Origin of the sequence: Bacillus sp. FSL R5-0397, from assembly GCF_038593395.1 — a bacterium.
GTDB lineage: Bacteria > Bacillota > Bacilli > Bacillales > Bacillaceae > Bacillus > Bacillus altitudinis.
This window is the reverse complement of record NZ_CP151992.1, coordinates 1,118,109-1,130,481: the sequence shown is the minus strand read 5'-3', so window position 1 is coordinate 1,130,481 and position 12,373 is coordinate 1,118,109. Positions and strand designations below refer to the sequence as shown.

General features: G+C 41.6%; 11 protein-coding genes. All 11 read right to left on the bottom strand.

Annotated elements, in window-relative coordinates:
* Nucleotides 1-159: 159 nt before the first annotated feature.
* The gene (locus tag NSQ70_RS05595; protein WP_008348517.1) at nucleotides 160-339 is read right to left on the bottom strand and encodes a YjzC family protein; all 180 of its coding nucleotides are present in this window, start codon (nucleotides 337-339) and stop codon (nucleotides 160-162) included.
* 103 nt (nucleotides 340-442) lie between these two features.
* The gene (gene argF, locus NSQ70_RS05590; protein ID WP_024720054.1) at nucleotides 443-1,393 is read right to left on the bottom strand and encodes an ornithine carbamoyltransferase; all 951 of its coding nucleotides are present in this window, start codon (nucleotides 1,391-1,393) and stop codon (nucleotides 443-445) included.
* Nucleotides 1,390-4,470, bottom strand: a complete 3,081-nt coding sequence (locus NSQ70_RS05585; protein ID WP_212360579.1) for a carbamoyl phosphate synthase large subunit — start codon at nucleotides 4,468-4,470, stop codon at nucleotides 1,390-1,392. The genes argF and NSQ70_RS05585 overlap by 4 nt, the downstream gene beginning before the upstream one ends.
* Nucleotides 4,463-5,524, bottom strand: a complete 1,062-nt coding sequence (locus NSQ70_RS05580) for a carbamoyl phosphate synthase small subunit (protein ID WP_060780960.1) — start codon at nucleotides 5,522-5,524, stop codon at nucleotides 4,463-4,465. Before NSQ70_RS05580 ends, NSQ70_RS05585 begins: the two co-directional genes overlap by 8 nt.
* A 69-nt stretch (nucleotides 5,525-5,593) precedes the next feature.
* Entirely contained in the window at nucleotides 5,594-6,745 is a 1,152-nt protein-coding gene (locus NSQ70_RS05575) for an acetylornithine transaminase (protein WP_008348527.1), read from the bottom strand.
* Nucleotides 6,742-7,518, bottom strand: a complete 777-nt coding sequence (argB, locus tag NSQ70_RS05570; RefSeq protein WP_268432027.1) for an acetylglutamate kinase — start codon at nucleotides 7,516-7,518, stop codon at nucleotides 6,742-6,744. Before argB ends, NSQ70_RS05575 begins: the two co-directional genes overlap by 4 nt.
* 14 nt (nucleotides 7,519-7,532) lie before the next feature.
* A complete protein-coding gene (gene argJ / locus NSQ70_RS05565; RefSeq protein ID WP_039167371.1) occupies nucleotides 7,533-8,753 on the bottom strand; it encodes a bifunctional ornithine acetyltransferase/N-acetylglutamate synthase in 1,221 nt (406 codons plus the stop codon).
* Nucleotides 8,754-8,773: 20 nt separating this feature from the next.
* A complete protein-coding gene (gene argC / locus NSQ70_RS05560) occupies nucleotides 8,774-9,811 on the bottom strand; it encodes an N-acetyl-gamma-glutamyl-phosphate reductase (RefSeq protein WP_342502503.1) in 1,038 nt (345 codons plus the stop codon).
* Between the two features lie 138 nt (nucleotides 9,812-9,949).
* Complete coding sequence (locus tag NSQ70_RS05555) at nucleotides 9,950-10,498, bottom strand: MFS transporter (RefSeq protein WP_178930025.1); 549 nt, start codon at nucleotides 10,496-10,498, stop codon at nucleotides 9,950-9,952.
* Nucleotides 10,495-11,940, bottom strand: coding sequence for an FAD-binding oxidoreductase (locus NSQ70_RS05550; protein WP_045034692.1), 1,446 nt, complete (start codon nucleotides 11,938-11,940; stop codon nucleotides 10,495-10,497). Before NSQ70_RS05550 ends, NSQ70_RS05555 begins: the two co-directional genes overlap by 4 nt.
* A gap of 122 nt (nucleotides 11,941-12,062) precedes the next feature.
* Nucleotides 12,063-12,371 (bottom strand): metal-sulfur cluster assembly factor, encoded by a 309-nt coding sequence (locus tag NSQ70_RS05545; protein WP_003211530.1) that lies wholly within the window; start codon nucleotides 12,369-12,371, stop codon nucleotides 12,063-12,065.
* Nucleotides 12,372-12,373: the final 2 nt, after the last annotated feature.

The following is a 12,373-nucleotide window of genomic DNA, read 5'->3' as shown; positions in this document are numbered from 1 at the left end:
CTTTCAACCTTATACTATTCTTACATATTTTACCTTAATCTTTCTTTTTTTCATACTATTTATTTGAAAATTGGAACTTAATTGTTTTTTATTATAAAGAAAAAAGAGGCATGACACATGCCTCTAAAGACTTATTCATATGGACTCTTAGTCAATTGCTTACGGCTTTCTTTGGTACGTCCAAACGCGGTTATGGTTCGAGTTATCCGGAAAGACGTCTCCTGCTTTAAGCTTTATCTTTAAAGGATCTTTCACCATACTACCGGTCTCACCGATTTCGATATAAACACCATTATTAGGTGCCTTATTACCAGATTTAAACTGATGCTGTTGACCCATTTCCATCCTCCTTTCTCGATTGATGTTATTATGTCCCGTCCATTGCCTCTCCAATCCAATATGTAAAAAGTCCCTGCTCAGTCGAGACAGGGACACTTGTGATTTATTTAGGTTGTTGATACATGAGCTCTTTGATTAACGCTTTTTGCACATGCAGACGATTTTCTGCTTGCTGGAATACTTTAGAGTGTGGTCCATCAATGATATCAGCCGTCACTTCTTCTCCGCGGTGTGCCGGCAGACAATGAAGGAAGATATAATCTGCTGCTGCATGTTGCATGAGTTCCTCATTGACTTGATATTCTTTAAATTCTGCTAGACGTTTCTCTGTTTCAGCTTCCTGTCCCATGCTTGTAAATACGTCTGAATAAATGACATCTGCATCCTGAACAGCAGCTACTGGATCTGTTGTGACGATGACTTCTGCGCCTGATTGTTTTGCAAACGCCCGGGCAGTGTCTGTCACCTCTTGAAGAGGTTCATAGCCTTTTGGTGATGCAACGGCAATGTCACAGCCTAACTGCGCGCAGCCGACCATTAAGGAATGAGCCACATTATTCCCATCACCGATGTACGCCACTTTCACACCTTTTAGTGTGCCTTTTGCTTCTTTAATCGTCAGTAAATCAGCCAGTGCCTGACATGGATGAGAGTAGTCCGTTAGTCCGTTGATCACTGGAATAGAGGCGTATTTTGCAAGTTCTTCTACCTTCTCATGTTCAAAGGTTCGAATCATAATGCCATCTACATACCCAGACAGCACCTGCGCTGTATCACCAATCGTTTCTCCTCTGCCAATTTGCAGATCATTTGAGCTGAGGAAGAGCGCATGTCCGCCTAGCTGCGTCATGCCCGCTTCAAACGAGACACGGGTTCTAGTTGAAGATTTTTCAAAGATCATCGCTAATGTTTTTCCTTTGAATAAATCTTGATATGGATGTTGTTTCATTTCTTCTGCTTTTTCAATTAAGTACGCAATGTCATTGATCGAAAAGTCTTTTAACGATAAAAAGTCTTTTCCGTATAATGCCGGTTGCACGTCTACTTGGCTCATGCCGTCACTTCCTTTTTATATAATTCGTGGAGAGATACTGGTGATACATCTCCATCTTTTCCTTGCAGGAACGCTTGCGCCGTTTCATATTCGGTTAGAACTTGAACACCATGTGTGAGTGCTTTTACACGCTGTTCTTTTGCCTCTTCATCATCACCTAAATGAATGTGAAGCGATTTATCGTCTTGTTGCAGCCACGATTCAAAGCTGCCAGTCCAGACGTCAAAGCCTGCTCGTTTTGCTTCATCTACGAATAATTCACTGCCTTGTATAAAGAGGCTTCCTTTCTGTTTCCAGATCGGTGCAAACACTTTTTTCAAGGCGCTTTCGACGTTCTTTCCTACACACATTCCTTCACCCGTCGCCTTCATTTCAGGTGTGAGCTTTAAATCGATATCTTGAATGGCATGTGAGGAGAAGACTGGGAATTTAACAGCTGTGCCCCCCTTATTCTTCGTTGCCGGTTTCAATTCTTCAAGCGTTGCACCAGCTAACAGCTGAGTCGCCATTGGGATCATGTCAACACCCATGACTTTACTTACAACTGGAACAGTCCGGCTTGCCCGAGGATTCACCTCTAATACGAGCGCCTGATTCCCTTTTATCACAAATTGAATATTCATAATGCCTTTAAAAGCTAATTTCTTTGCGATTTGTTCAGAAGCGTTATACACCTGTTGTTTGATGTCTTCACTAATAGAGACACTTGGTAAGATGGCAAAGCTGTCACCTGAGTGTACGCCCGCTTTTTCAATATGCTCAACAATGGTTGGAATGAATGTCGTTTGTCCGTCTGAAATAAGATCCACTTCCACTTCTTTTCCAGTGACATACTCATCAATTAAGATCGGATAAGGTAAATGATCTGGCTGATCAAGTAGTTCTGCCAATTGAGCTTCTGTATGAACAACGATCATGCCCATTCCACCAATGACATATGATGGACGAATAAGAACAGGGTACCCGATGCTTGCAGCATGCCCCAGTGCTTCTTCTTTTGAATGAGCTGTATCTCCTTTTGCATGAGGAAGATTCAGTTCATCAAGAAGCTGATAGAATAAATCGCGATCTTCTAATGCATCTAGTGTGTCAAAGGACGTGCCTAACAAGGTAACGCCGGCTTTTTCTAAACCTTCCGCCACATTGATTGCTGTCTGCCCGCCAAATTGAACGATGACAAAATCAATTTGCTCCGCTTCAACTACGTTTAAAATATGTTCTAACGTGATCGGCTCAAAGTATAAACGATCTGCAATCTCATAATCGGTACTAACCGTTTCTGGATTATTGTTCATCATGATGGTTTCAAATCCAAGCTTTTGTAAAGTAAGAACGCCGTGAACGGCACTATAATCAAACTCGACCCCTTGCCCAATTCGAATCGGACCAGAGCCAATGATGAGTGCACGCTCCTTTGTTTTCTCTTGATGCTCTCCATCACTTTTGCCAAAGTACGTAGAATAGAAGTAATTCGTTTTTGCATCGAATTCAGCCGCACATGTATCGACAATTTTAAATGAAGCGGCAATGCCATACTCTTGGCGAAGCTGTCTGATATCTTGTTCACTGCGATCCGTCAGAGAAGCGATTGTTTCATCAAGGAAACCTTTTTCTTTCACCTTTTTTAAGGTGTCTTTGGATAGCGTCCCCTGATGATTCTTCAATTCTTGTTCGAGTGTGATCATATTCTTGAAGACATGTAAGAAAAACAGATCAATCTTCGTCGTTTCATGAATCGTTTCAACGGTTTCTTGTCTGGAAAGAAGCTCCATGACAGCGAAGAAACGGCGATCGTCCGGTGTTTTGATTAATTCAAATAACTGTTCAGTCGAATGTTCTTTCAGTTCAGGCAAGTGGAAGCCCTTTGTTTTGATTTCAAGTGATGCGACTGCTTTTTGAATGGCAGATTCTAAATTACGGTCAATCGCCATGACTTCACCAGTCGCCTTCATTTTTGTGCCTAATTTCCGGTCTGCCTGTTTAAATTTATCGAACGGCCAACGCGGGAATTTCACCACGACATAATCGAGTGCCGGCTCAAAGCTAGCATACGTTGTTCCTGTAAGCGGATTTTTCAATTCATCTAGTGTATAACCGACCGCAAGTTTTGCCGCCATTTTGGCAATCGGATAGCCTGTTGCTTTCGATGCGAGAGCAGAAGACCGGCTGACCCGAGGGTTGACCTCAATGACAAAATATTCTTTGCTAAGTGGATCAAGAGCGAACTGGATATTACAGCCGCCAACGACATCAAGCGCTGAAATGATTTTTAAGCTCGCTGAACGGAGCATTTGATAATCCTGATCCGTTAATGTCTGTGACGGTGCAACGACAATCGAGTCGCCTGTATGCACACCAACTGGATCGATATTTTCCATGTTACATACAGTGATACACGTATTTTGACGATCTCTCATGACCTCATACTCGACTTCTTTAAAGCCAGCAATGCTTTTTTCAACTAAGCACTGATGAATCGGACTCGCTAGAAGAGCACCTTCAATCAGCGGTTTAAAAGCCTCTTCAGTTAAAGCGATGCCTCCCCCTTTACCACCAAGTGTGTAGGCTGGTCGAAGAATGACAGGAAAGCCCACTTCTTTTGCAAATTGAAGGGCGTCTTTCGCATTATCCACAATTTCACTTTCTGGTACAGGTTCATTCAAATGCTTCATGAGAGCACGGAATTTCTCACGATCTTCACCGTTTTCAATTGTTTCAACTGACGTTCCGAGCAGTTTTACCCCATGCTTTTTCAGCACACCGGCTTTTTCCAGCTCGACAGCAAGGTTTAAAGCCGTCTGTCCGCCAAGATTGGCTAAAAGACCATCTGGTTTCTCTTTTTCAATGATTCTTGTCACTGAATCAACTGAAAGCGGTTCAAAATAAATTTCATCAGCAAATGACTCGTCTGTCATAATGGTTGCTGGGTTGTTATTCACTAAGATGACGTTGTAGCCTTCTTCTTTTAAGGCCATACAACCTTGTGTTCCTGAGTAATCAAATTCTGCTGCCTGACCAATGATGATTGGACCAGACCCGATGACTAGAATGGTTTGTATGCTTTGATCTTTAGGCATGTGCGACTTCTCTCCTTGCTTGTTTCACTTTCTCAATAAAATCATCGAATACCCATTCACTTTCTGCAGGGCCTGGATGTGCTTCTGGATGAAATTGAACGGACATAATCAGCTTCTCTTTATGAATGAATCCTTCAACAGATCCGTCATTCACGTGGAGGAATTTGACGTCCACTTCTTTGTCATTCATGCTTTTTTCATTGACCACATAGCTATGATTTTGGCTTGTCATAAAGACACGTTTTGATTCTGTATCTTGTACAGGATGATTCGCCCCGCGGTGGCCAAAAGGAAGCTTATACGTATCCCCGCCAAGCGCAAGAGCAATTAATTGATGACCTAAGCAAATGCCTAGTGTCGGGAAGGTCATCATGATGTCATGAATGGTTTTTAAATATGGCTTCATTGTTTTTGGATCTCCAGGTCCATTTGACAAAAGGATCGCATCTGGCTTGATATCAAATACCTTTTCCATTTGTTTGTACGGAATCACTGTGACTTTACAGCCGCGCGCTTCGAGTGAGTCCGCAATAGATTTTTTAAAGCCAAAATCAATGAGCGCTACATGTTCCTCGCCGCTTCCTTGTGTGTATACTTCATCTTCTGTGACCTGCTCAATCACATTGTCTTGCTTCATTGCAGGAGGCGTTTCATTTTCGTCTAAACTAAGCACTGCATTCATCGTTCCATTTGCTCGAATGTTCTGCACGACTGCGCGAGTATCTGTATGTGTAAGAAGCGGAATGTTCCACTTCTGTAAATAATCTTTTAAGCTTACGGCTGCAAGGTGATGAGAAAAATGGTCAGCTGCCTCATAGACAACGACCGCCTTCACTTGTGGTTTTTTGCTCTCAAAGTCTTCATGATTGATGCCGTAATTTCCGATGAGCGGATATGTGAAGACAATGATTTGTCCTTTATAAGAAGGATCTGTGAGCACCTCCTGATAACCTGTCATCCCTGTAAAAAAGACCACTTCACCTGTAATGCCAGCTTCTCCTGTCAGATCTCCTTCAAAAGAGGCTCCATCTTCTAAATTTAAATAACCTTTCATGCTTGTGTCACCCCATATTGAATAATTAATAATATAAATGCATGTTTATGCGTTCTGGTGTAAAAAAATTTAGACCGTTACTGCTTCATTTGCTAACACTTGAATGATGGCTTCAATGGCTTGATCCAATTCAACTTTTTTGACATTCAGCGGAGGTAATAATCGAATAACATTCGGACCAGCTGGAAGCACAAGCAAACCTTGCTCTCGAAGGGCTGTGATGTAATCACCTACTGGCTGATGACACTCAATTCCTGCCATTAATCCTTTGCCACGTACTTCTTTCACGATGTTCAGCTGCTTGACTTCTTGCAGTCTCTTTAAGAGGTACGCACCCTTTTCTTTCACTTCTGAAAGAAAGTCTTCTTTAAATATTACATCAAGAGTTGCGTTCACAGCTGACATAGCGAGCATATTGCCACCAAATGTTGTGCCATGAGAGCCTGGAGAAAATGCATCCCCTAAAGCTTTTTTCCCTATCACTGCACCTACTGGAAACCCATTTCCTAAACCTTTTGCGGCTGAAATAATATCAGGATCAAGTCCCGATTGCTCATAGGCAAATGCTGTCCCTGTTCGACCAATACCCGTTTGGATTTCATCTACAATTAGCAGTGCTTGATGTTTTTTGCAAAATGTTTGAACGGCTTCTAGAAATTCAGCTGTAGCTGGATTCACTCCACCTTCACCTTGCACCACTTCCAGCATGACCGCTGCGACATCATCGATTTCACACGCTGTGATCGCTTCAGGGTCATTAAACGGTACATAATGAAAGCCTTCCAGCATCGGTCCAAAACCAGTTTTGATTTTATCTTGACCTGTGGCAGCCATACCAGCATACGTGCGCCCATGGAAAGAGTGCAAAAACGTCACAATATTTGTTTTACCTGTTGCTTTTCGGGCCAATTTGATAGCCCCTTCATTCGCTTCAGCCCCGCTGTTGCAGAAAAATACGAGATCTCCTGAACTGTTGGCTGCCAGCTTTTCCGCTGCTTTTTCTTGCAGTCCATTTTCAAATAGATTTGATACGTGCCAGACCTCGTCAAGCTGCTTCTTGATGGCTTGATTGACCTTTGGATGATTGTGACCTAAATTCGTGACCGCAATGCCTTGTATAAAGTCTAAATATTTTTTCCCAGTTGTATCAACTGCCCAAGAACCTTCTGCCTCTTTAATTTCAACATTCCACCGTCCGTACGTTTGAAAGAGATGACTCACAGGACCGCCTCCTTTTGTTTTACAATTCGAGTTCCTTTAAAGGTATCTCCTGTAAAAATACTGCCTTTTCCATTCACAATCATGACTTCATCCACATCTCCTGATAAAGCACTTAGCGCAGATTGCACTTTTGGAATCATTCCCCCGGAAATAATACCTTCATCGATGAGCTTGAGAGCTTCTTGTTCGGTGACAACGTCTAACAGCTCACCATTTTTTAAAATTCCTTCCACATCTGTGACAAACATGAGCTTATCAGCTTTCATAGCTCCTGCGAATGCTGATGCTGCAAGATCAGCATTCACATTTAACGTTTGGCATTCTTCGGTCATAGATAGCGGCGCAATGACGGGAATGAATTGTTTCTCCATTAGTGCTTCTGCCATCTCTGGATTGACTTCTTTGATTTCGCCAACGTACCCATATACATCTTGATCGAGAAAATCGGCGACAAGCATCTGTCCATCTTTACCAGATACACCGACAGATGATATATCATGCTTTGCCAACTCTGAAACAAAGTATTTATTCACCGTTCCTGAAAGGACCATTTCGGCTACCTCTAACACCGGCTTTGTTGTTTTGCGCTGTCCATCTACAAATTCCGTTTTCACTTCTAATTTTTGCAGCATGCTCGTGATTTCAGGACCCCCGCCATGTACGATAGCCAGTTTAAATCCAGCAGCTTGAAGTGAGCGGACATTTTCATAAAAGGTATCGGAAAGTTCTCGAATGACACTGCCTCCACACTTGAACACGATCGTTTTATCCATGTCTATCTCCTTCATTATGTGCGATAGCTCGCGTTAATTTTCACATAATCATAGGTAAGGTCACAGCCCCATGCTGCCGCTTCACCATTTCCTTCATTCATTTGAATGAAAATCGTAATCTCATCCTGCTCTAGATACGCTTTTGCTTCCTCTTCTGAGAAAGACTGAGGTTCATTATGTTTAAACAGACATTGCCCGCCTAAGTAAACTTCAACCTCTTCTGGCGTGACAGAAGCTGCGCTATGACCGATTGCTCCGATAATCCGTCCCCAGTTGGCGTCCGTACCGTATACGGCTGTTTTCACAAGACTTGAACCTACGATTTTTTTTGCAATAATACCCGCTTCTAAGTTGTTTTTTGCACCAACAACTTTCGCTTCGATTAATTTGGTTGCGCCTTCTCCGTCTCTTGCAATCTCTTTTGCTAGATCTTCACAGGCTAGTTTTAATCCTTCTTTAAACAATGGCCATTCTGGATGTTCTTCATTCAGTGCCTGGTTTTCTGCCATTCCATTTGCCATCACAAGCACCATATCGTTAGTTGATGTTTCTCCATCGACGGTAATTTGATTAAACGTCACATCTGTAATGTCACGAAGAGCATTTTGCAAAGCTTCTTGTTCGACATTTGCATCGGTTGTGACAAACCCGAGCATTGTTGCCATGTTCGGATGAATCATACCAGAGCCCTTTGCTGCACCTGAAATGAGAATCTCTTTCCCGTCTATCGTCAAGGAGTATGTCGTATTTTTAATGACTGTATCTGTTGTTAAAATCGCTTCTTCAAAGTGGCCATTTCCTGCTTTTGCTTCTTTTAGCTGAGCGATGCCTGTTTTGATTTTATCCATATCCAGACACTCTCCAATGACACCAGTAGAAGAAACGGCAATGTAATCAGGCTCTGTGCCTAACATGTCTGCACAGGCTGCCTGCATGTCGTATGCATCTTTTAATCCCTGCTCACCTGTGCATGCGTTGGCGATGGCACTATTGACAATGACACCTTTTAGTTTGCCCGTCTTTTTCAAGCTTTTTTGTGTGACTTGAAGAGGCGCAGCTTGAAAGTGACTTTGAGTGTATACCGCTGCACTCGCTGCTGGTACTTCACTGATGATCAAGCCAAGGTCTTTTTTTGAATAGCGTAATCCTATATGAATCCCCTTTGCTTCAAAACCTTTTGGTGATGATACGTCCCCGTCTATTTTGACAATACTTTTTTCATTCAATTCGATCATGTTTGTTGTCTCCCCTGTTCTTATGGATAGAGAGGTGTCATTGTGAGGCCCGCCTCTTCATGTAAGCCTTTGATGATGTTGAAGTTTTGAACCGCTTGGCCGGCTGCGCCTTTCATGAGATTATCTATGACAGATACAATCGTCAGTCTGCCTGTTCGCTCATCTAAATGAAAACCAATGTCACAGAAGTTACTGCCGTATACTTCTTTTGTTTGCGGATATATCCCATGATCTCTCACTCTTACAAAATAGGAATCTTCATAAAAGTCCTTCATCCGTTTCATTAATTCTTCTTTTGTGACATCTGATTTCAATTGTGTATACATCGTCGCCATAATCCCTCTTGTCATCGGGACAAGGTGTGTTGAAAATGTGATGTTCGCCGTTTGCGGGTTCCATTCTCTAAGTACTTGTTCTATTTCAGGTGTGTGCTGATGTTCATTCACCTTATAAATTTTAAAGTTATCGTTCAGCTCTGAAAAATGTGTGCCAAGTGAGGCTGATCGTCCTGCACCGGACACCCCGGTTTTTGCATCTATTATGATCATAGATTCATCGATTAAATTCTGTTTCATCAGCGGTGCTAAACCTAGAAGAACTGCAGTAGGAAAGCAGCCGGGGTTTGCAATGACTTCCGCTTGCTTAATGGTTTCACGATTCAATTCAGATAATCCGTATACAGCTTGTTGAACCGATACTTCATCCGCTGCCCTTCGTTTATACCACGCTTCATAAACAGTTCCATCTTGAATGCGCAAGTCACCTGATAAATCAATAATTGGCACCCCTTGATTCATGAGCTTCGGTGTGAGTTCACTTGAAACGCCTGCTGGTGTCGCTAAAAACACAGCATCTGTTTCTTGCACAATGGCCGCCGGATCAATGGCTTTTAATGTTTGGTCAGTAATCGTTGTCAGATGCGGATAAGATTGACTGTATAATTGCCCATCACCACTTGATGAATACAATATACATTCCTCCACATGTGGATGCTGCTTAAAGATACGAACTAATTCCGCACCGCCGTACCCTGTAGCACCTATAATACCTATTTTCAACGTCAATACACCCTCTTGATCTTTGTGAAATTATTTAACATTATAACATGTATAAAAATTAATTCAATTGTATATTTAATATTTGTTTTCATTTTTTTTCATAAAAAAATCCACATATCTTCGTGAGACATGCGGATTTTATCTATTGTTCTTCATATTGAGGACCAGAAGCGCACTGCATAAATATAATAGGGAACTTGCATAAAAAATCAAATGAATGGTGAAGAAATCAGCAAACAGGCCGCCAAGCATAATGGCGATCGATGAAAAAAGCGCTGTCCAAAAATGATAGTGCCCAACTTCTTTCATACGCTTTTTCTCATTTGTGAGTTCGGTGACGAGTAATTTCTCTCCGTGCTTCTGAACACCACCTAGCACACCTAAGGCAAGCTGAATCATATAAACTTGCTCTACTTCTGTGATATGTGGAAAAAGTAGAAGAAGAAACGCCATACCAAACGCATGAATGATTAAAAAGAGACGCTTGTCGGTCGTTTCAGGAAGTTTTCCTAATAATAAATGAATGAACGCACCGCTCAAACCAAACAGACCATAAGCAAGACCAAATTGAGAATAGCTCGACCCAACATTTTTAATAAAAAGAATATAAAAAGGGAAAATGAGACTACTGGCGAAAAACAGTAGACTTTGTGAATAGACGAACCATTTCATTGCTTTAGCATTCATTGTGTATTGTACCTTTCATAAAAGTAGTTGATAAATCTACCATCTGGATCTGCTTGCTTTTTCTTTTGAAAGAATAGATCGGTTTTTGGATACGCTTGTTTCATTTGTGCTTTCGTTTGATACGGCATGTATGGTAAGTAATAGCTTCCATGGTGCCGCAAGGTGATATCTGTCATTTGCCGGATGACCCGCTCCGCTTCTGCCTTCTCTTCTTTCTCAAAACCATAATTCACTAACAAAACAAGTGCAAACATATCTTCTTTCGCATATGAGAGATCCGCTTTTTCATTTTTTTGTACGTAGCGGATCGTGATGTTCATTAAATTCAATTCTTCCTGTTGTAAAAAGCTTCTCATGTCATCGATATACGCACGAAAACGATCAACTGGAACAAAGTATTCTTGAAGCACATCGGTATCTGACTCATTTTCATATTCTAAAAAAGCAGAATCAGACCGCATCACGTTATTTCTTGTGATCAGCTGGTCATTTTGACTTTGAAAATACTTCTTTTGCAAGTTCCATAGCAAATCTTTCCCCATATCAAATCTTCTCGAAAGGCCGAGCATAAATTTTAAAGGGATGACGAGCTGATCTTCTTTGAGCTCGCGGTATGGATCGATCTGTTGATCAGAAGTAAGCGAATAATTCGTCACATACATCTCTTTCAAAAAATTTGTTTTCGCTGTAGAGATTCTTGCGAGATGCATGCGCACTTCTTTATTGTTCTTTACATGCTTTTGAAAATAATCAGTGTATTCATCGAAGTGTAGAGAGGTTGTCTCCATTTTATATAATTCATCCTTTGTTAAGGACAGCTCAACATCTAAAATGACACCGAATAAGCCGTATCCTCCAATCACGGCAGTAAATAAATCATCGCTAGGCTTTACTGTGATGATCTCTCCATCTGCTTTTAACAGTGTGAAAGAGCGCACAGTGTCAATGAGTGAGCCGTAGCGAATGTCACGTCCATGTGCATTTGCACTTAACGAGCCACCAATCGTAAAGATGTTTTGAGATTGCATCACCTTTACTGCAAGACCATATGGGTTCACATATTTTTGAATATCATCCCATGTGGCGCCGCTCTGGACCCGAATGGTCTTCTTTTTTTCATTAAATGATACGATTCGGCGAAATTTCGTCATGTCTAGTACAATGCCATTTTCATAATACGTGTGGCCGCCCATACTATGCTGCTTTCCGGCGATTGAAATGGGCAGATTCTTCTCTTTTGCTTCTTCTAATACTTCTTTTAAAGATTCTATTTCTTTTCCTTGCACGACTTTTTTTATTTTGACCGGCATAAGGTGACTCACATCTGTAAACGCCTCAAGTCCTTGTCTTTTGTGTGCTTGACCTTCACGTATAGAGACTGATGCAAAAAAGGCAGCGCCATATCCCATCAAAAGAACGATCCATATCCACTTTCGTTTCATTATAGGTACTCCGTTCTATAAAATTACATCCATTATATCAAGCCATACTCCTCCTCTACCTTAATTTTTCATAAAAAAACCTGGTACGAGTTCAACTCATACCAGGCATTTTTCGTATTTACTTATTGAATACCAAGCGCAATTTTAGCGTATCTTGACATTTTGTCACGTGTCCAAGGTGGATTCCAGACGATGTGAACTTCAGTTTCCTTCACTTCAGGCAAGTCACTTAATGCTTTTTTCACTTCATCGACGATAACTGGTGCAAGGGGACACCCCATTGATGTTAAAGTCATCGTGATATCCGCTTTTCCATTCTCATCAAGATCGACATCATAGACAAGTCCAAGGTTGACGATGTCTACGTTTAACTCAGGGTCAATCACCTGTTCTAGGGCGCCTAAAATATTTTCTTTCAATGCTTCATCCATGA